The sequence below is a fragment of the Bradyrhizobium sp. JYMT SZCCT0180 genome, assembly GCF_018130165.1.
Classification (GTDB): Bacteria; Pseudomonadota; Alphaproteobacteria; order Rhizobiales; family Xanthobacteraceae; genus Bradyrhizobium.
In genome coordinates this window covers 264,576-283,056 of record NZ_JAFCLZ010000003.1, presented here as the reverse complement: position 1 = coordinate 283,056, position 18,481 = coordinate 264,576, and the positions used below count along the sequence as shown (strand labels likewise).

26 protein-coding genes and 1 tRNA gene are annotated in these 18,481 nt (G+C 61.0%); 13 read left to right on the top strand and 14 right to left on the bottom strand.

Annotated features, from left to right (window positions below; genetic code table 11):
- The first annotated feature begins 31 nt into the window (after positions 1 to 31).
- Positions 32 to 526: an Lrp/AsnC family transcriptional regulator gene (locus JQ641_RS06435; protein ID WP_211995107.1), complete on the top strand. Its 495-nt coding sequence runs from the start codon at positions 32 to 34 to the stop codon at positions 524 to 526.
- 64 nt (positions 527 to 590) lie between these two features.
- Here the strand turns inward: JQ641_RS06435 and JQ641_RS06430 are convergent, their stop codons facing one another.
- The gene (locus tag JQ641_RS06430; RefSeq protein ID WP_211995105.1) at positions 591 to 896 is read right to left on the bottom strand and encodes an ETC complex I subunit; all 306 of its coding nucleotides are present in this window, start codon (positions 894 to 896) and stop codon (positions 591 to 593) included.
- 269 nt (positions 897 to 1,165) lie between these two features.
- Here JQ641_RS06430 and JQ641_RS06425 point away from each other — a divergent pair, with 269 nt between their 5' ends.
- Positions 1,166 to 2,317: an OpgC domain-containing protein gene (locus JQ641_RS06425; protein WP_211995103.1), complete on the top strand. Its 1,152-nt coding sequence runs from the start codon at positions 1,166 to 1,168 to the stop codon at positions 2,315 to 2,317.
- A gap of 42 nt (positions 2,318 to 2,359) precedes the next feature.
- Here the strand turns inward: JQ641_RS06425 and JQ641_RS06420 are convergent, their stop codons facing one another.
- Positions 2,360 to 4,168, bottom strand: coding sequence for a carbamoyltransferase family protein (locus tag JQ641_RS06420; protein ID WP_211995102.1), 1,809 nt, complete (start codon positions 4,166 to 4,168; stop codon positions 2,360 to 2,362).
- A 381-nt stretch (positions 4,169 to 4,549) separates the two neighbouring features.
- Between JQ641_RS06420 and JQ641_RS06415 the strand changes: the two genes are divergently transcribed.
- A complete protein-coding gene (locus JQ641_RS06415) occupies positions 4,550 to 4,855 on the top strand; it encodes a hypothetical protein (protein WP_211995101.1) in 306 nt (101 codons plus the stop codon).
- A gap of 343 nt (positions 4,856 to 5,198) precedes the next feature.
- Here the strand turns inward: JQ641_RS06415 and JQ641_RS06410 are convergent, their stop codons facing one another.
- Both JQ641_RS06410 and JQ641_RS06405 read right to left on the bottom strand, forming a co-directional pair.
- Positions 5,199 to 5,975, bottom strand: a complete 777-nt coding sequence (locus tag JQ641_RS06410; protein ID WP_211995100.1) for a cyclase family protein — start codon at positions 5,973 to 5,975, stop codon at positions 5,199 to 5,201.
- Between the two features lie 57 nt (positions 5,976 to 6,032).
- Positions 6,033 to 7,016, bottom strand: a complete 984-nt coding sequence (locus JQ641_RS06405; protein WP_211995099.1) for a fumarylacetoacetate hydrolase family protein — start codon at positions 7,014 to 7,016, stop codon at positions 6,033 to 6,035.
- Between the two features lie 97 nt (positions 7,017 to 7,113).
- On the opposite strand from JQ641_RS06405, the gene JQ641_RS06400 reads away from it, so the two are divergent.
- Genes JQ641_RS06400 through JQ641_RS06380 form a run of 5 tightly spaced genes read left to right on the top strand, consistent with a single transcriptional unit; the run spans position 7,114 to position 11,088 of the window.
- Positions 7,114 to 8,028, top strand: coding sequence for an ABC transporter substrate-binding protein (locus tag JQ641_RS06400; protein ID WP_349628515.1), 915 nt, complete (start codon positions 7,114 to 7,116; stop codon positions 8,026 to 8,028).
- A gap of 10 nt (positions 8,029 to 8,038) precedes the next feature.
- Complete coding sequence (locus JQ641_RS06395) at positions 8,039 to 8,737, top strand: GntR family transcriptional regulator (RefSeq protein WP_211995097.1); 699 nt, start codon at positions 8,039 to 8,041, stop codon at positions 8,735 to 8,737.
- 4 nt (positions 8,738 to 8,741) lie between these two features.
- Positions 8,742 to 9,545, top strand: coding sequence for an ABC transporter ATP-binding protein (locus tag JQ641_RS06390; RefSeq protein WP_211995096.1), 804 nt, complete (start codon positions 8,742 to 8,744; stop codon positions 9,543 to 9,545).
- Positions 9,542 to 10,318 carry an ABC transporter permease gene (locus JQ641_RS06385; protein WP_211995094.1) on the top strand — a complete coding sequence of 259 codons (777 nt, stop codon included), beginning with the start codon at positions 9,542 to 9,544 and terminating at the stop codon, positions 10,316 to 10,318. Before JQ641_RS06390 ends, JQ641_RS06385 begins: the two co-directional genes overlap by 4 nt.
- Complete coding sequence (locus JQ641_RS06380) at positions 10,315 to 11,088, top strand: ABC transporter permease (protein WP_211995093.1); 774 nt, start codon at positions 10,315 to 10,317, stop codon at positions 11,086 to 11,088. Before JQ641_RS06385 ends, JQ641_RS06380 begins: the two co-directional genes overlap by 4 nt.
- Before the next feature lie 116 nt (positions 11,089 to 11,204).
- Here the strand turns inward: JQ641_RS06380 and JQ641_RS06375 are convergent.
- The 5 genes from JQ641_RS06375 to JQ641_RS06355 form a co-directional block, all read right to left on the bottom strand.
- Positions 11,205 to 11,281, bottom strand: a tRNA-Pro gene (locus JQ641_RS06375).
- Between the two features lie 196 nt (positions 11,282 to 11,477).
- A complete protein-coding gene (locus tag JQ641_RS06370; protein ID WP_249150246.1) occupies positions 11,478 to 11,900 on the bottom strand; it encodes a DUF192 domain-containing protein in 423 nt (140 codons plus the stop codon).
- A 239-nt stretch (positions 11,901 to 12,139) separates the two neighbouring features.
- Positions 12,140 to 12,805 carry a cold-shock protein gene (locus JQ641_RS06365; RefSeq protein ID WP_211995092.1) on the bottom strand — a complete coding sequence of 222 codons (666 nt, stop codon included), beginning with the start codon at positions 12,803 to 12,805 and terminating at the stop codon, positions 12,140 to 12,142.
- 199 nt (positions 12,806 to 13,004) lie between these two features.
- Positions 13,005 to 13,766: an SIR2 family NAD-dependent protein deacylase gene (locus JQ641_RS06360; RefSeq protein WP_211995091.1), complete on the bottom strand. Its 762-nt coding sequence runs from the start codon at positions 13,764 to 13,766 to the stop codon at positions 13,005 to 13,007.
- 164 nt (positions 13,767 to 13,930) lie between these two features.
- The gene (locus JQ641_RS06355; RefSeq protein WP_211995089.1) at positions 13,931 to 14,167 is read right to left on the bottom strand and encodes a hypothetical protein; all 237 of its coding nucleotides are present in this window, start codon (positions 14,165 to 14,167) and stop codon (positions 13,931 to 13,933) included.
- A gap of 193 nt (positions 14,168 to 14,360) precedes the next feature.
- Between JQ641_RS06355 and JQ641_RS06350 the strand changes: the two genes are divergently transcribed.
- Complete coding sequence (locus JQ641_RS06350; RefSeq protein ID WP_211995086.1) at positions 14,361 to 14,528, top strand: hypothetical protein; 168 nt, start codon at positions 14,361 to 14,363, stop codon at positions 14,526 to 14,528.
- Between the two features lie 173 nt (positions 14,529 to 14,701).
- Positions 14,702 to 14,950 carry a hypothetical protein gene (locus tag JQ641_RS06345; RefSeq protein WP_211995083.1) on the top strand — a complete coding sequence of 83 codons (249 nt, stop codon included), beginning with the start codon at positions 14,702 to 14,704 and terminating at the stop codon, positions 14,948 to 14,950.
- Positions 14,951 to 14,956: 6 nt separating this feature from the next.
- Here the strand turns inward: JQ641_RS06345 and JQ641_RS06340 are convergent, their stop codons facing one another.
- Positions 14,957 to 15,142 carry a hypothetical protein gene (locus tag JQ641_RS06340; protein WP_211995278.1) on the bottom strand — a complete coding sequence of 62 codons (186 nt, stop codon included), beginning with the start codon at positions 15,140 to 15,142 and terminating at the stop codon, positions 14,957 to 14,959.
- A gap of 569 nt (positions 15,143 to 15,711) precedes the next feature.
- Here JQ641_RS06340 and JQ641_RS06335 point away from each other — a divergent pair.
- Complete coding sequence (locus JQ641_RS06335; protein ID WP_211995081.1) at positions 15,712 to 15,858, top strand: hypothetical protein; 147 nt, start codon at positions 15,712 to 15,714, stop codon at positions 15,856 to 15,858.
- Between the two features lie 54 nt (positions 15,859 to 15,912).
- Here the strand turns inward: JQ641_RS06335 and JQ641_RS06330 are convergent, their stop codons facing one another.
- On the bottom strand, positions 15,913 to 16,209 hold the full coding sequence (locus JQ641_RS06330; protein ID WP_211995079.1) for a putative quinol monooxygenase: 297 nt from the start codon (positions 16,207 to 16,209) through the stop codon (positions 15,913 to 15,915).
- A gap of 137 nt (positions 16,210 to 16,346) precedes the next feature.
- Between JQ641_RS06330 and JQ641_RS06325 the strand changes: the two genes are divergently transcribed.
- Positions 16,347 to 16,544, top strand: a complete 198-nt coding sequence (locus JQ641_RS06325) for a hypothetical protein (protein WP_211995077.1) — start codon at positions 16,347 to 16,349, stop codon at positions 16,542 to 16,544.
- 210 nt (positions 16,545 to 16,754) lie between these two features.
- Here JQ641_RS06325 and JQ641_RS38435 read toward each other — a convergent pair whose 3' ends face one another.
- Positions 16,755 to 16,883, bottom strand: a complete 129-nt coding sequence (locus tag JQ641_RS38435; protein ID WP_283815167.1) for a hypothetical protein — start codon at positions 16,881 to 16,883, stop codon at positions 16,755 to 16,757.
- A gap of 173 nt (positions 16,884 to 17,056) precedes the next feature.
- On the opposite strand from JQ641_RS38435, the gene JQ641_RS06320 reads away from it, so the two are divergent.
- Positions 17,057 to 17,281 carry a hypothetical protein gene (locus JQ641_RS06320; RefSeq protein ID WP_192735784.1) on the top strand — a complete coding sequence of 75 codons (225 nt, stop codon included), beginning with the start codon at positions 17,057 to 17,059 and terminating at the stop codon, positions 17,279 to 17,281.
- 69 nt (positions 17,282 to 17,350) lie between these two features.
- Here the strand turns inward: JQ641_RS06320 and JQ641_RS06315 are convergent, their stop codons facing one another.
- A complete protein-coding gene (locus JQ641_RS06315; RefSeq protein ID WP_211995076.1) occupies positions 17,351 to 17,488 on the bottom strand; it encodes a hypothetical protein in 138 nt (45 codons plus the stop codon).
- 211 nt (positions 17,489 to 17,699) lie between these two features.
- Complete coding sequence (locus JQ641_RS06310; protein ID WP_211995075.1) at positions 17,700 to 18,104, bottom strand: antibiotic biosynthesis monooxygenase family protein; 405 nt, start codon at positions 18,102 to 18,104, stop codon at positions 17,700 to 17,702.
- Between the last annotated feature and the right edge of the window lie 377 nt (positions 18,105 to 18,481).

Sequence of the window (18,481 nt, the reverse complement as noted above, 5' to 3'; positions counted from 1 at the left end):
GCGGCGGACTCTTGAGCGCGGACGAGCAGCCATGACAGCCAATCACAAGCTCGACGACATCGACCTGAAGATATTGTCCGAGCTTCAGAGGGATGGACGCATCCGGATCAACGAACTGGCCAGTCGTGTCGGCCTGTCCCTGCCGCCTTGCCTGCGGCGGGTGCGGTCCCTGCGCAGCCGCGGCGTGATCAAGGCGATCCGCGCCACGATCGACGAGAAGGTGCTCGGCTACGAGGTCGTGTCGTTCGTATCGATCCAGCTGGCGAGCCAGGCCAAGGCGACGCTGGAAGCGTTCGAGGCCTCGATTGCGGCCCTGCCGCTGGTTCTGCAAAGCTGGCGCATCTCGGGAGAAGCGGACTTTTTACTCAAATGCGTCGCGCCCGACGTCGAGGGGATGCATCAGCAGCTTCGGCAGTTCGCCGCCATGCCCGAGGTCCGGACCATCAGAAGCCTGCCGGTCCTTGGCGTCGCGAAGGATGCGCCCTTGCCAATCCCGGGGGATCCGAACCCAGCAAATAGTCCCTGAACCGATCCCTGGCGCTTCAATGGGTTCAGGACTCGGTGGGTTCAGAACTTAGTGGGTTCAGAGCTTAGTGGGTCCAAGGCTCGCCGCGCCGGAACGCGAAATTGTCGGCATAGGCGACCTGGCGGTGCAGGGAGTCCTTGGGTTCGATCACCTGATAGGGAATGCCCTTGCGCTCGCAATAGGCCACCGCGTCTTCCTTGCTATCGAAATGCAGCGTGAGCTGCTGTTTCATGTCTCCGGAAGAGGTCCAGCCCATCAACGGTTCGATGGCCCGGGGCTGCTCGGGTTCGTAATCAAGCTGCCATTCCCGGGTCTTGGCCCTGCCCGATTGCATCGCGTTTTTGGCGGGCTTAAAAATGCGTGCGGTCATGGATGGTCGAACCTTCACAGATGTGCGACTTAAAGACACGAGACTTGCAGACGTTTGGCGCAGACGGCCGGGATAGTATAGAGACACCTTTCAGGGATTTGATCGGTGATTCCATAACCCCGGATGTACCATTTCCGGACCGGTATAGTCATTATGCTGCACTGTGACAATCTTCGTCCGCCCTGCGGCCAGCGTATGGTTCGAGGCCTGATTCAAGGCTTGGTCCGGCGGCGCGATCGTCCCGACAGCATCACATCGAAGCGGCTCCCATGAAAATCAACGCCACCCTGCCCGAAAAAGGACGCGACCTCCGGCTCGACCTGTTTCGCGGGGTTGCGAACTGGGCGATCTATCTGGATCACATCCCGGACAACGTGGTGAACTGGATCACGACCCGCAACTACGGCTTCAGCGACGCGGCCGACCTGTTCGTTTTCATTTCCGGATATACCGCCTCCTTCGTCTATGCCCGGATGATGCTCGACCGCGGCTTCATCGTCGGCGCCACGCGGCTGACCAAGCGCGTCTGGCAGCTCTACGTCGCCCACATCATCCTGTTCGTGATCTATATCGCCTCGATCAGCTACCTCGCGCTGCGGTTTGGCGATTCCGAGCTCGTCAACGAGTTCAACGTCGTCGGCCTGGTCGACAACGCGACCGAAACGTTGCGCCAGGGCCTGTTCCTGAAATTCAAGCCGGTCAATCTCGACGTGCTGCCGCTCTACATCGTGCTGATGGGGCTGTTCCCGCCGGTGCTGTGGATGATGCTGCGCCAGCCCAACTGGACCATGGTCGCCGCCATCGTGCTGTGGCTGGTGTCGCGGCAAACCGGCTGGAACCTGGCGGCCTATCCCGCCGGAACCTGGTACTTCAACCCGTTCGCCTGGCAGGTGCTGTTCGTGTTCGGCTCCTGGTGCGCGCTCGGCGGCGCGCGGCGGTCGGCGGCGGTGATCAATCACCCGCTGACGCTGTATTTCTGTATCGCCTACATGCTGTTGGGGCTGGTCATGACGATGGCCGGCAGGTTTCCGGATTTCGGAAACATGTTCCCGCACTGGCTCTATTCGATGTTCAATCCGAACGACAAGACCAATCTGGCGCCCTACCGCTTCATCCATTTCGTGGTGATCGTGATCCTGGTGATCCGTTTCATCCCGAAGGATTGGCCGGCGCTGGAATGGAGGATATTCGATCCGCTGATCGTCTGCGGTCAGCAGTCGCTCGCGGTGTTCTGCGTCGGCGTGTTCCTGTCGTTCGTCGGGCACTTCCAGCTGTCGCTGAGCTCCGGCTCGCTGTTCGCGCAGATCTTCGTCAGCGTAACCGGCATCGCGATCATGACCATCGTCGCCTATTACATTTCCTGGTCGAAACGGCAGGACAAGCCGCTGCCCAAGCCGGCGGCGCCGAAAGCCGCCGCCTGAACGAGGCGGCTTGATCAAGGCTGCTTCAATCCCTCACGGCCCTCAGGCCGGCCGGGCGGTCGCCGACACCAGGTTCGTCACGTCGTAGTAGGTATCGACCAGCGGTCCGACGATCTTGTGCATGGCGGTCTTCGATACCACCGTGTCGTGCATGATCAGGTGGTCGACCCCCGTGGTCAGGAAGCAGGCCACCGCGTCGCGGGGCGTTTCCACGATCGGCTCGCCCTTGATGTTGTAGGACGTGTTGATCAGCACGGGAACGCCGGTCAGCGCGTCGAACTCCTTCAGCAACTGGTACAGCCTCGGATTGGTCGCTTCGCGCACGGTCTGGACGCGGGCCGTTCCGTCGACATGCACGATCGCCGGAATCTTGTCGCGCCATTCAGGGCGAACCGGCTTGGCGAGCAGCATGAACGGGGAATCCGCGTCGCCCTCGAAAACGTCCTTCATCCGCTCGGCCAATACGATTGGCGCGAACGGGCGGAACGCCTGGCGGTGCTTGACGCGGCTGTTCAGGATGTCCTTCATCTCGGGCTTGCGAGGATCGCCGAGCAGACTGCGGTTGCCGAGCGCCCGCGGGCCGAACTCCGAGCCGCCCTGAAACCAGCCGATCACCCGCTGATCGGCGAGCAGCTTCGCAGTATCGCGGCAAACATTGTCGCTGCGTCTCGCGTCGATCTGGATGCGCACCAGAAACCGCTGCAGCGCAGCCGCGACATCCGCATCGCTATAGGGCCTGCCGATATAGGAATGCTCCATGACGAAGTTGCGGCGCTGCTTCAGGATCTCGAGCCAGCCGTAATAGGCGCAGCCGATCGCAATGCCGTCATCGCCGGTCGCCGGCTGGATCCAGATATTGTCGAAACCGGCTTCACGGGCGAGCCGGCCATTGGCCACGCAGTTCAAGGCGACACCACCGGCCATCGTCAGGTTCTTGGCCCCGGTGGTTTCGCGAAGCCAGCGCGCGCGGGCAAGCAGCACGTTCTCGGTATCGTCCTGCACCCGCCAGGCCAGATCCTCCCAGTGCCGCATTGCCGGGCTCTTTTCCCAGTTGCTGCCGTCCTGGACGTAGGGCTGCTTGAGATCGGTGGTCCAGTGCGGTACCTGCAGCGTGCCGTCGGTCAGCCCCATCAGGCTCTTGACCTGGTTGTGGCGGCCATAGGGCGCAAGCCCCATCAGCTCGCCGCATTTATTCCAGTCGCCGAAGATGTAGGTCGATGCCCGGCTGTAGAGCGCGCCCATCCCCGGCATGTTGTAGAATTCATCGCTCAGGAAGCCGCGGTCCGGCTCCATGAAAACCTTCTTGAGGCATTCGAGCGTCGATCCGTTGAACTTGTAATAGCTCTCGGATTCGCGCGCGAGCGGCGTTGCGGTGTCGCTCGAGGGATAGGACTCCATGACGTCGGACTGATAGCTGCCTACGCCATCGACGATCATCACCACGCCTTCCTCGAACGGCGATACCGCGAACGCACTGTAAGCGTGCGCCAGATGGTGGGAGATCGTCACCACCTTGTCCGAGTGAGACAAATACAACGGGTGCTTGGCCGCATCGTCCCGTTCAAATTCGGGAAGGAAGCCCGGCGCGTCAAAATAGACCAGCCGTTCTTCCATTTCCCCTACCGGCATGATGTAGCAATTGCGAACGATCAGATCGACGTCATCCAGCGTGATGCCTTCTGCCTCGAGGCAATAATCGATCACCTCCTTGTAGAAGCCGGACGCGTGCTTGACCCGCGTGATCCGCTCCTTGGCGATCGCGAACGCGATGGCGCCGTCGCGCAACAGGCAGGCGCTCACGTCATGGTCGTAGGTGTTCAGGCCGAGGACATAGGTGTGCTGTTTGGGCATGGATACTCTTTAAGGCGGGGGACCGTCGTGCGCGAGATCGTGTCGACTTCAAGTTGTTGGCTTGGGCTTGCCTGGTTTTTCTTGCCTGGTTTTACGGCTGGTTTGTCTTGCCGAGTTTTCGTTTCGGTAATTCTGCAGTGCACAATTGTCGTACGGAAAGATGAACGAAGATGAACAAAGATGAACGGCGCAACGCGAGAATTCGTCGCAAGCCGGAGTGTAACTTGACCTTATCTTTCCGTCTTAATAAAGTCCCGAATTGCCTGAAGAACCTTAGTAAAGATATTATCTTAGCTCATCTGAACCAAAAGCATTTTCGAGCGTCTAAGTTTGATAGTGCGGAAGTCCAGGTGGTTTAGAAAGTGACCAGGAGATTCTAGAATGGCTAAACGCTACAATATCCTGACGCGTTGTCTTGCAGCGCTCGCCTTGTTGTTCGTCTACGTCGCCAGCACGTCTGCCGTTCTGGTAGGTGCAACGACCTCGCCGGCGGAAGCCCGCGGTGGACGAGGCCGTGGCGGCGGGTGGGGTCGCGGCGGAGGTCGTGGTTTCTATCGCGGCGGCGGCTGGGGTCGCGGCCGTGGTTATTATGGCCGGGGCTACGGCTACTATGGCGTTCCCGTGGTGCGCGGCGGACCGCGCTGCTGGTGGAATGCCTACGGCGTTCGCGTCTGCAGGTATTACTGATACCGGACTGATCGGCGAAAGTTTACGCACGGTCTAATCAACAATCAGGTGTGCCGGACAACCGGCACGCCTTTTTCTTTGGCGCAAATTTGAAACTTCTACCGCGCAACAGGTGGCTTGGCTTGACCTCAGGTCTGGCATGAGCGCGCTGCGCTCAATCGACATGCGCAGTGTCCGCGTTGCGGCACGCGCCCGCTGTGGTCAGTACCAGTGCCCCACGAGGTTGGAGCCGCGGCGCGGGCTTAGCTCGACAAAGCGGACTCACTCCCGCAGACGCATCTGCCAACAGGCTGGAGGCATTCCATCATGAAATTCCTCTCGGCCTTTCTCGCTGGCGATCGAGCTACTCGTCGAGAATAGCGACGGCCCGCGTCCAGCCCGCCGAGGCACGTTCGATTTTCACCGGGAAACAGGACACCATGAATCCGGTCGATGGCAGTTGCTCGAGGTTGTGCAACTTCTCGATGTGGCAATAGCCGATGTGACGGCCGGCCTTGTGGCCTTCCCAGATCAGGCTGGCATCCTTGGTCTCGGCATATTTCTTTGCGGTGTAGACGAACGGCGCATCCCAGCTCCAGCCATCGATTCCGGTCAGCCGCACGCCGCGCTCCAGAAGATACATGGTCGCCTCATAGCCCATGCCGCAGCCCGAGGTGACGTAATCCTGCCGGCCGTATTTGACGCCGGCGCTGGTATTGACCACCACGATTTCCAGCGGCGACAGCGTGTGACCGATACGCTTGAGCTCGTTCTCCACGTCCCTGGCGGTCGCCACATATCCGTCGGCAAAATGCCGGAAGTCGAGCTTCACCCCCGGCTGCAGGCACCATTCCAGCGGCACTTCGTCGATGGTCCAGGATCGCTCACCGCGGTTCATGGTGGGATGGAAGTGCCAGGGCGCATCCAGATGCGTGCCGTTGTGGGTCGAGAGCTGAACCTGCTCGACCGCCCAGCCCTGCCCGTCCGGCAGGTCTTCGGCCTTCAGCCCGTCAAAGAACTGCAGCATGCGCGGCAGGCCCTGCTGATGGTCGATGTACTGGATGGTCGGATGACCGCCCGGCGGATCGGCCGGTACATCGTTTTGCAGGGGAACGGAGATGTCGATCAACTTGCGCGCCATTGGCGTTTCCTCGCTGAATGTTTTTGGTTCTTGTTGTGCTGGCGTGGTCGCGGCAGCCTATTGCCGTTCGACCCGGTTCTTCAGGATACCGATCTTTTCGACTTCAAGCTCGACGCTGTCGCCGTGTTCGAGATACCAGCCGAGTTCCAGTCCGCAGCCATTGCCGACCGTGCCGGAGCCGATGAATTCGCCGGGCATCAGGGTCTCGTCCCTGGTGACATGTGCGATAATCTCCTCGAATGAAAACAGCATTCCATCGGAAACCCCTTGCGAGCGCATCTCGCCGTTGACGCGCACTTCCATCTTGAGCTTGTAGGGGTCTCCGATTTCGTCCGGCGTGATGATCCACGGTCCCATCACATTGCCGCCATCGAAACTCTTGCCTTTTGCGGGACCGAGCCGCCCCTCCATTTCGATACGCTGGGCGTCGCGCGCAGAAAAATCGTTGAAGATCGTATAACCGAAGATGTGATCCTTGGCTTTTGCGGCGGAAATGTTGGCACCTTTGTTTTTCGTGATGATGCCGAATTCGCATTCGTAGTCCATCACCTGGCTGTAGCGCGGCCACTTTACGGTGGTGTTGGTGCCGCGGACGCTGAAGCGGTTGGTGATGTAGTAGATCGGCTGCTTGCGATAGACCTCCGGCAATTCACCGAGCGGCTCGGCCTCGATCCGCGCCAGTTCCGCCATGTCGTTCCTGGCGCGTGCGGCGAGCTTGAGCTGGCCGCGCGGGGCCTGGAGAATGTGCAGCGGGAACGACATGCCGTCCCGCATCTGCCGTGGCTCCGGGATCGGCGCGAGAATCTCGGCCGTTGCAGCTGATACCGAAAAGGCTTCGTCCTTGCCGTGCTTGTCGAACACCGCCGATGCCTGTTCGAGCGCGCCTTCGCCGGCATCGATCAGGGCAAGCATGGAAGCGAAGGCCGGATTGGCGGTGCCGTTCCGGCTGGCCGCCGCAGCGAGATCGAACAATTTGCCGTCGCCGGAATGCACGATCCCGACCTTTTCCTGACCGCCGGATTTGAATGTTGCGAGTTTCATTGTGTGCGCCCTCTTGCTTTTGGATGAAATATATGATCAAAAAAAATATCGATAATCAAGCACCAAAAATGTAAACCGGGAGATGGCGGTGAAAACGATCCTTGCAACCTTTGCGGTCACCCTCGCGCTGACGGGAGCTGCCGTCGCGCAGGCCAAGATTCAGGTTGGTTGCACGGCGACGTCGGATTGCGCCTCCGCCATGGTTGCGGTCGACGAAGGCATCTTCAAAAAGCACGGGCTTGAAGTCGAGATGACGCCGATCGGCATCAATTCGAACATCCCCGCCGCGATCCTTTCCAATTCGATTCAGATCGGTGGTCCAACCTCGACCGTGTTCCTGCAGGCCGTCGACGGCGGCCTCGACCTCGTCGCCATCGCCGGCGCGAGCGTGATGAGCCCGGTGAACCAGGACAGCATCGCCGCCTTCGTCCGCAACGGCATTACCATCAAGGAGCCGAAGGATTTCGTCGGCAAGAAAGTCGGCGCGCCAGGCCTCAACGCCTTCCTGCACGTGCTGTTCGTAAAGTGGCTGGTGGACAAAGGTGTCGATCCCAGACGCGTCAATTTCGTCGAGGTCACCTTCCCGACCATGGCCGACATCATCAAATCAGGCGGCGTCGATGCCGTGCTCACGGCCGAGCCGTTCGTGACGCGTATGATCAACGCAGGATTGGGCTCGGTCGGCGCGCGTTATGCAGCCGAGCTCGCGCGCACCGAGCCGATCATTTTCTACGCGGCATCCCGCGAATGGGCCGACAAGAACGCCGTCGCGATCAAGAAATTTCGCGATGCGATCGCTGAATCCGCGCTGATCGTCAATGGCGATCGCGAAAAGGCCTCCGCGTCGATTGCCAAATTCACCAAGCAGCCGATCGAACTGGTCAAGGCGACGCCCCCGAACCAATCCGAGCCGGTGCTCAAGCCCGAGCAGTTGAGCTGGTGGATCGAGGTAATGTCGTCGCAGAAAATGCTGCAATCCAGGCTCGATACCGCCAAACTGGTCCTGAAATGAGGCTGTTGCAATGTCGACTACCGAGCGCAATGCGACCCAACCCGCGACTGAGGCCGCAACCTTAAGCGAGCGCGCGGCCACGCTGGTCGAGCACGACATACTGGCCGGGCATCTCGCGCCGGGATCGCGGCTTGGGATCATCGATCTGGTCCAGCGCTATGAGATCGGCGCGACGCCGCTGCGCGAAGGATTGTCGCGGCTGATGTCGCGCGGCCTGATCGTCGGAACCGGACAGCGCGGCTTTCGCGTTGCAGACGTCAGCCGCGAGGATCTGCACGATATCACCGTGATGCGGACCGCGGTCGAGATCGAGGCGATCAAGCTGGCGATTACCCATGGCGACGATGCCTGGGAGGCCGGCATCGTCAGCACGCTGCACCAGATGCGCCGGCACATCGAGCGGACCGGCGATGAATTCCGCGAAGGCGCCGAGGATTTCGACCGGCTGCACAAGGGTTTCCACACCGCGCTACTGACCGGCTGCGGCTCCAGGCGGCTGCTGGCCGCGCATTCCGATCTCTACGACCAGGCCTACCGCTATCGCCGCGTGATGATGCGCTCCCTCGAGAGCGGCAAGAAATTCGTACGCGTCCACCAATTGCTCGCCGACCGCGTTCTATCCCGCGATATCGCCGGCGCGCAGGCGATGCTGGAGGCGCATCTGCGTTCGACGATCGATATCGTCTACCCCAATGGAAGCGAGAGCTGACGCAATGGCAAATGCCGCAAAACGCTTCGAAGTCATTCCCGGCCAACCGAGACCGCAGATTGCGTTCACGGAGGTTACGCTCCAGCTCGGCGGCAAGACCATTATCGAGAATTTGAGCCTTGGCGTCCGGGCCGGCGAATTCCTCTGCGTCGTCGGAGCGTCCGGTTGCGGCAAGACCACCGCGCTGCGTCTGGCGGCGGGACTCTACCAGCCGACCAGCGGCAGGGTGGATTTCGACGGCCAGCTGATGCTGCATCCGCGGCGCGAGATCGCCATCGTCTTCCAGGACTACGGCAAGGCGCTGCTGCCGTGGCGCACCGCGGCCGGCAATGTGTCGTTGGCGCTCGAAGCGGGCGGGATGCCCTCTGCCGAGCGCCCTGCCCGCATCGAGGAATTGCTGCGCACGGTGGGCCTGCCCGGCCATGCCGGAAAATATCCCGCCGAAATGTCCGGCGGCATGCAGCAGCGGCTGCAGATCGCGCGCTGTCTCGCGCAGGAGCCAAAGACGCTGCTGATGGACGAACCATTCGGCGCGCTCGATGCGATGACGCGGCAGGGCTTGCAGGACGAGGTGCTGGCGCTGGTAGCCGCAAGCGGCGCCACCGTGATCTTCGTGACGCATGATCTGGACGAAGCCATCTATCTCGGCGACCGCGTCATCGGCCTGTTGCCGCATCCCGGACGGATCGGCATTGAGCTTGCGGTCAATCTGCCGCGGCCCCGCGATCAGCTTTCGACCCGCGAACACCCGGAATTCCTGCGCTTGCGGCGGCAGTTGTTCGACTTCATCAAGGCGACCGAACAGTGACGACGGACCAAGCCAAGGAGAAGGGCAAGGCGCTGATATTGCCGCTGGCGGTGTTGCTCGCCTTCGAAGCCTGGGCGCGCGCGACGCATCTGCAAAGCGACAGCCTGGCGCCACCAAGCGAGATCATTTTGGCGCTCGCCGGCGCCTTTGCCGACTTCTCCATCCTCACAGCAACGCGCGACACGCTGTTCTCGGCCTTTGCGGGCCTCGCGATCGGCACCGTCATCGGGCTGGCGCTCGGCATTGCCTTCGGGATTTCGGACACGCTCAACCGACTGATGGAGGTGACGGTCGAGGCAATCCGGCCGATCCCGTCGATCGCCTTGCTGCCGATCGCGCTGATCGCGCTCGGTTTCGGCTATCGCATGGAAATCGTGATCGTAGCATTCGCCTGCGTCTGGCCGATCCTGATCCTGAGCCGGGCGGCGGTACGCAGTATCGAACCGCGGCTGATGGAAGTATCGCGGGCGCTGCGGCTACCCGCTGCGCAGCGGGTCTGGAAGATCATCATCCCCGCGGCCCTGCCGCGGATCTTCGTGGCGTTTCGGCTGTCGGCCGGTATCGCGCTGATCGTCGCCGTCACGGTCGAAATCGCGATCAATCCGCTGGGGCTGGGCGCCGGGATCATGCTGGCGCAACAGGCGCTGCGGCCCGACCTGATGCTGGCCTATCTGGTCTGGATCGGGGTCATCGGTTACGCGCTGAATATCCTGCTGGTGGTGGCGCAGCACCGCCTTTTCGGCCGCGCCGCGTTGAGTGGAGACAGCGCATGAACCGCCACGCGACGATCTGGCTCTGGCGCGCCGCAAGCTTTGCGGTCGCCGCCTCCTTCATTGCGCTGTGGCAATTGATCGCCAATCTGAAGCTGGTCTCCCCGGTGTTCCTGCCGGGCCCGGACCGGGCCTGGGCCTCGCTGGTGCGCGGATTTTCCAACGGCGATCTCTGGAGCAAGCTCGCCGGTACGCTCGAGCACATGGCCTATGGCTGGCTCGCCGCATCGATCGCCGGCATCGCGATCGGCGCTATCATCGGCTCGTCGCGGATAATGCGGACCTATGTCGCGCCGTCGCTGGAGTTTTTGCGGCCGTTGCCGGTATCGGCGATCATCCCGGTCGCGATTGCGATGCTGGGGCTGACGCAGGCGATGGCGCTGTTCGTGATCGCGTTCGGCGCGATCTGGCCGATCATGCTGGCGACCATCCATGGTTTTGCCGCAGTCGAGCCGCGGCTCTACGAGGTGGCGCGGTCACTGCAGATGTCCAGACTGGCGGTGATTTTCAAGGTCGCACTGCCGTCGGCCAGTCCCGACATTTTGGCCGGCATGCGCCTTAGCCTGACGGTGGCTCTGATCCTCTCCGTGGTCTGCGAAATCCTCGCCGGCCTCGACGGTCTCGGCCATTGGGTGCTGCTCTCGGCCCGCGCCTTCCGCTCGGCCGATCTTTTCGCCGGCGTCATCCTGCTCGGCGTGACCGGCTACGTAACGTCGGTGGCGATGTCGATGGCCGAACATCGCCTGCTGGCATGGCAGGCCTCGCAGCGGTAACGGCGGCCTCTCCCCCGCGATTGCGGTGCTCGATCAGCGAGATGCGCGTCCGAGCGTCGGGCAGGCGCGCAGGCTTGGGAGCCAGTGAAATTACCAAGCCAATTCAATATCTTGTTTGGTCGGGGCAGCTGGATTCGAACCAACGACCTGCAGTACCCAAAACTGCCGCGCTACCAGGCTGCGCTATACCCCGTTTGGTGCTGGGAATGGACACGTCGATACACGCTTGGACCGCCGCCAGCAAGGCGCTGGGCGGCCTGGCGTAGGCTCATTGCCGCGGGCCGTTCTAACTTTGCATGGGGTTGTTTTCGATATTTTGTGTCCGGGCCATGAGCGGACCGCCCATGGCGCGCCGAACGGGTGCAGGAACGCGCTGGCGGCTCTATGCCCTATCGGCCGTTGAACAGGGGGTGGGCCACCCGGTCGCCGGGCCGGATGCCGTATTTCTGTGCCGTGCCGGCGATCACCTCCAGCACGCCTTTGGCAAGCCCGCCCGACGAGATGATCTTGGTCGACATCGGCTCGGTATTTTCCGCGATCCGCAGGATGCGGCCGTCGGCACTGATGAAGATCATGTCGAGCGAGATGTAGGTGTTCTTCATCCACATCGAGATCTGCTGTTCGGGAGAGAAATCGAACAGCATGCCTTTGCCGTCGGGCAATTCCTTGCGGTGCATCAGCCCGGTTTCCTTCTCCTTCTCGGTCGTCGCCATCTCGACCGAGAACACATGGACGCCGGATTTGGTGGCGATCTCGAGCGGCTGAAAGCTCGCGGCACGCGCGGATGGGCTTGCGCAAAGCACGCCTAACATGCCGAGCGCGACGATCAGCGACGTCACCAACCGTCCGCGCCGACCGGTCCGCGCAACCATCGAAACCAAATTCATCACAGCACTCACGCCGGACATCAGGATGATCCAGGGGATTTGGGGGCCATTGCCGGGAAATCCTAACCCGATGATTGCGGCAAAGGCCAGAGGCCGGCGCACGCACACGCCCCGTCCGGCTCACGATTCCGTCAGGTGACAGGCCGAACAGCGGATATGGACAGCTAGTGCGACGACAGCGCCGACGGCCCGGTCTCGGGGTGGATCTCCGCGGCCATCATGCCCTTGGAGCCGGGCCCGAACCGCACCAGCACATACTGGCCAGGCCGCAGCTCGGTCATGCCGAAGCGGCGCAGCGTCTCCATGTGCACGAAGATGTCAGGCGTCCCTTCGCCGCAGGTCAGGAAGCCGAAACCGCGCAGCCGGTTGAACCATTTGACCTGTGCGCGCTCCAGACCTGAAGTCGGCGTAACGCTGACATGGGTCCGCGGCGGCAGCATCTGCGCCGGATGGATCGCGGTAGACTCATCCATCGAGACGATGCGGAAGGCCTGATAGCCCTTGGCGCGTTGCACGCATTCAACCACCAGCCGCGCACCCTCATACGCGGTCTGATAACCATCGCGGCGCAGCACCGTGACGTGCAGCAGCACGTCGGGCCAGCCATTGTCGGGAACGATGAAGCCGTAACCTTTAGAGGCGTCAAACCATTTGATGACGCCGGATATTTCGACCAGGTTCGCAGCCGCTTCGCCGAGACCAGAGAGAGCATCCATCCCCGGATCGCGCTCGGCGCCGGTAGAATATTCACCTGGTCCAAGCCTGTTCTGCCCTGTCCCGCCTGACGGCGGCCCCCCGAGCTTCTTGGACTCAAATCCGTCCGACCCCATGACCCCGGACCTCACACATTCAAATGCGGCCCGCTATCGCCGTAGCGGACCGGAACACGCGCCCATCCATGACCACTCATGATAACGCCGCGCGAATCTCTCGAATCAAAAGATAACACTCCCGCATGCGGCGCATAGCTAAAAAAACAATTGAGGCGGGAACTATGAACAGGCTTGCAAGCCTCGAATCAATTGCAATTCAATTGCCTACAAACGGTCCAAGCGTCTCTCCGATGTCGTGCCGGATCACGAGATCGGCGACATCGTCCTGTTCGGTCGGCTCGTTGTTGATGATGACGAGTCTGGCGCCGGCGTTCTTGGCCATCAGCGGAAAACCTGCGGCCGGCCAAACCACTAGCGAGGATCCGATGGCGAGGAACAGGTCGCAATGCTGGGCCAGTTCCGTGGCGCGGCGCATAGCGTCTTCCGGCATTGCCTGTCCAAACGAAATGGTCGCGGTCTTGACCGGTTCGTCGCAAACCGTGCAATCGGGCGCGCCGCCGGTCTCGTCAAAGCGCGCTTTGACCCAGGGCAGATCGTAGGCCTGCCCGCAGCCGATGCAGCGGGCGTAGGTGGTGTTGCCGTGCAGTTCGACCACGTCGTCGGCCTTGAAACCGGACGCCTGGTGCAGATTGTCGATGTTCTGGGTGATGATCGCGGGGATTTTGCCGGCCTTGTAGAGCGAGGCCAGCGCCCGATGCCCGCGGCCGGGCTTCGCCGCGGCAAAGGTCGGCTCCATCGCAAAGCGCCGCCGCCAAGCCTCGTCACGGGCGTCGGAACTGGCGACGAACTCGTCGAACGGAATCGGACGATTGCGAGTCCACAATCCACCAGGCGAGCGGAAATCGGGAATGCCGCATTCGGTCGAGATGCCGGCGCCGGTAAAGGGAACGACGGACGATGCCTCGGCGATCATGTTGCCGAGCTGTTCGACGCCGCTGCGAAGGTCTGGTGCGATCACGTGAGCATCCGATTTTCAAAGCATTTCCAAGAGGAAGCCTGCCCCGCAACGGAAAACACGTCAAACAAAATTGGCCGCGCCGACGATAGCGCGGCTAATCGGATCGGCTGTTCGGTCGGCCCCGCACGACCGAACATCAGCCGCGCGCCACCGGGCAGGCATCATCAAGCGGCTTTGGCGACGGGTTCCTTGGGTTCCCGCACCTCTTCGGTCTTCTTGACCTTGGCGACGGGCGCGCTCTCCGTTTTCTTCGCAGGCTTGCCGTACTGCGCGAGCTTTTCCAGTTCCGCCTCGAGCTCGGCGCGGCGTGCGGCGACCTTCTCGAACAGCTTGTCGGTGGCGTGCTCGCGCAGTGCGGCGAGTTCTTCGATGCTCAGCGAATCCAGATCGATCTTTGCCATTGGAACCTCCGGTTTGCCTGTCGCTACCGGGAAGGTGCGCAAGCAACAAGCGGCGCGCCGGCCTTATCCACCGCCATCGCTTTGCAAACAGACGACCACAATCCCGCAACGCGGCTTCCCAATTCACGCCCCAATCGCAACCGTCAATGGCAACCGGGACGACTCAAAAACACGACTCCAAAAAGGATGGGCAATGAACGAACAGGACGACAGGCTCGCGCGTGCGCGCGAGGAAATCGCAGCACGCGTCGCGAGCTTCAAGGCCACACAGGAAAAATTTGAACGCGAGCGCGAGGAATATTACGCCGCCACGCTCGGCAAAGCCTGGAGCGGATTTAACCGCCCATCGTTCTGGAGCTAGCGCAAACGACCGATCAGCAAGAGCCCGGGGCGATGCTCCGGGCTTCTTTGCAGGCCCGCCACCAGGCGGAACCGGCAAGCCAATTCCGCCAAACATTTTTCGGAACGCCCGGAACGAACCCGGCGGATGCGCGTTCTCCAGTCAAGTGCAGCAACCTTGCCAGAGGTGAAAGCATGAAAGACCCCGTCAGCGTCTTCGGAGGCTGGCGGGGTTTTTTCGTGTCGCGGCTGGCCGGCCCTGCCCGCAAAATATCCGCGCCAGACCGCGCGAAGGAACCAATTGCGGCCCCGGGAATTTGTTCCCGAAGAGATGCAACGATGCCCCCATGGCTGGAAGTTCTGCTGAACGTGATCGCGTTTGCCGGCTTTATCGGAATCGCCAAATATCACAAACCGCGCGACGAAAAATTGCCGGACCGCTAGAGGATCCTAGTTCGCCTTGTGCGGCTCTCCCGCCGTCCGGACCAGCCTGTCAGCTTTCACCAGCACATGTCCGGTTTCCGGTTGCGACCGCAGTGAAAAACTGATGCCGACGAAGGCCAGGCAAAACAGCAGCCCGACCACCATCACGCGTCGGTGGGTCGGCCTGTCGGCGTTATGAAACGAAGGGACCATGGCTGCTTCCTCGAGCCATCCCTAGCGCAACCTCTGATAAGCACAACGCAATCCCGGTCTTAACCTAACTGAATAGGGTTATTGGAACTGCGGAAAGGGATCGTTGACCTCGCCGGTTGGCGCGCACCCGCACCGAACCTGTGCGCATGGACTTGTCCGCAGCAAATCCACAGGTAAATCACAGGCCGCGAAACGGGTATTCCGGAGTTGCGGCCGGTGCTTGCTGCGCACCCGTCCACACCCCGGCGGACAAGACCGCATCGAGCTTTCTCTTCAAGCGGAATTCGCATCGGCACCGCCCGGCCTAGCCCAAGCGCTGCGCCAGCGATTCCGAAATGTCGGAGCAAGACTCCTTTTGTTCTTCGAAGAACGAACAGGGGCCGCGTTCTCTGGTCCGGCCGCCCCTTAAGATCGAGTTACTTCGCGTCGCAGATGGCAAACTGCATCGTGGCCCCTCGCCGCCTCGCGCCAGGCCGGCCTGATCGGAGCGCTCCGGCCACGATCGCTGTTCGCATCGTCGCGATCGAACCTTTTTGGCGCGATTTGCACCTATTCGAAAAGGTGCTGACATGACCCAGGCAGATCACTACCGCGACCAGTCGATCCGAGCCAAGCGTTTGGCCCGCGCCGTCAGGGATCCCGAGGCCTCAAAGAAGCTCATCGAGATGGCCGAGGAATTCCGGCTCTATGCCGAACGTCTGGAAAAGATCCTCTAAGGCCCGCAGGCGACAAGAAACGTGGCGCGTTGCGCGTCACGGCTTGCAGCGCGGCTATCGCGGAATCGATTCCGCGCGATAGATCCTGGTCCCAGTGGTTTCGACGATCCGGCCCTTGAGCGATCTGACGAACGCTTTCGAACCTTCAACGGCGAAGTGGGTGCGCAGGGCATCCTCGTCCGCCCATTGCTCGAAGAAAAACAGGCGCATCGGATTCTGGCAGTCGACATGCACGTCATGCGAAATGCATCCGGGCTCTGTGCGGGAGCGCTCGACATGATCAAGGCAGGCGGCCAGCACCTCCTCAAAGCTGTCCTCACGCGCCAGAATACTCCCTGTCACCAAAATCATTTCGGCTTCCCTGCCCCTGTTCACTTGGGCCTACCGTCCCTCGGTCCTTTCGGCAATTAACCCAATTCGCCGTTAACCCAATCTCTTTACAAAGTGTAAACGAGCGCCTGACAGCTTTTGGTCAGGAGGATAATCTCATGCTTGTTTATCCCGTACCTGTTGAAGTGACGCAGGCCAGAATCCAGCTCCTTGTCGACCAAACCGCCAAGGCGCCGCCCAATACGATCAACGAAGACCTGAAGGCTGTCTACGACGCCAAGGCGCAGGCCCAGCAAGCGCAGATCGAACAACACGCCCAGGGCGAGCCAACCCCATTGGTCGACGTCAAGGTCTAGCCCATCGGAAGTGAGCCAGGTCCCCTCGCGTTGCCGGCGACATGCCTGCCGCCGGGGGACAGGCCCGCGCGACCGACAATTTCATTTTTCTGCGTTTGATGCGGAGCGACGGCAATCGCCGACCCGCGCTCTATGCCGGGATACTGCGTCCGCCATTCGCCCATCCGGCGCGGCGGCCTTTCCGTCCCGATGAGGCCCCCTGCTCGCAGCCTATTTTGGCGGCTGAAGGCCCGGGCTGGTGGCCCACTTGTCCAGGTTTTCGATCACCCTCTCATAGCTCGGGCGCTTGGGAGGTTTTGAGTCCTTCGGAAGTTTCGGAAGCTTGATTTCCTTGTCCATGACCGCACTCCTTGTCACGGAATCTACACCCGAGCACACCTTACATCAACACTTAACTAATTGATTTTATTTGCATATTTTACTAAACTGACTTTCTCTTGGCAAGTGAAGGAACCAAAGTGAACTGCTCCGAGTTAGGCACTTACTCATTTGTCTAAAGTTGAGGCAGGCACATGACCGACATGCGGGGCGAACGCTTACAAATCATGCTCTCTCCCGAAGAAATGACCGTTCTCGACGACTTCCGCTTCAAGCACCGGATGCCGACCCGCGCGGCGGCGGTGCGCGAGCTGTTGCGGCTCGGACTGACGGTCGCACCGACAGATGGCGACGGCCAGAAGTCCAGCCATTACGGCGTGTTCAACCGCGGCTCTGACGGGCACCGCGAAGAAGCGTAACTGCGACCTAAGGTCGAGGCATCCAATTACGTTGCGCTCTAACGCTGTGGCGACGCGCGCGGCCAAACCTCAGGCCGCGCGTTTCGGACGATCCTGCTGCGCAAAATACTCGAGTATCTGGATGCGGATTTCTTCGGCGATCGGGCCTTCGACCCGGCGCATGCGGTTCCAGAGCCTGATGATTTCGCGTTGTTTCTCGACGTCCATGAATCAACCTCCAGAGAACGGTTGAATAGAACATAACAAGAACATCTTCGCAAGGGCTTGGATCCGCTACGCGCGAAAATCGGTTTGAACCAAATGCGCGTTGCGGTGACTTATAGATGAGTAGTCCCCCAGACACTCATCCCCATCAGAAAGCCCTGCTTCCCCCGAGCGGGGCTTTCGCTTGTGTAGCTAACCCAGCGTGTGCATCTAGCTAATCGTGGACGCTGGTCACCGAATAGAGTTCGGGCTCGAATTTTTCCGCAAGCTTGCCTGCCGCCATCATGTGCTCTTTGCATTCGGGATTGCGCTGCATGGCCTCGAAATCCTCCTTCGATCGCCATTGCGCGTAATTCGCGACGTGTTTGCCGCTAAGGCTGCGGTGAATATTGGCCGAGACGAACCCCGGTTGACGCTTCATCACCTTGTCAGTCGCCACGTCCAGCAATCTGACGAGTTCGTCTGCCTTTTCCGGGACAACGGTGAAAACGTTGATGAGAGTAATAGGGCTGACGCCTTTGATGATCTCCGTCATGGAGTCCTCTCCTTTGTGGAAAGAATCCGGCGGGGAAAGGTTCGTTCCGGCACTCCCCGCAACATCGAGGAGAGGTTCTCGCATCGCGTTTTCATCCGCGACCAACCTTCACAAGGAGACCTCAGCTCCGCTTTTGTTCTCGGAGAACGAACAGCGTCCGCAATTTTGCGGACGAGCAATCGTAAATAATTGGAAAACAAAAGGCCACGCGGGCGTTACGCCGCGTGGCCTTCAGCGAGACTGTCCCCCTAGGCCCTCCAGAGATTCCGCCTCGCGACGCATCATGTGCGGACGGGCTTGCCTGTCCAGCCCACGGGCGAATTACCCACAGTTCAGACGCGCCGGACGCGCTCGGGAACAAGCCAGCAGTCCCGAGATCAGAACTCGCTTCAAGCCGTCAATTTCCATGGCTCATGGATCATTGAACCTTTGATAGCCTCGCGCGTCTAACTATCGAAGCG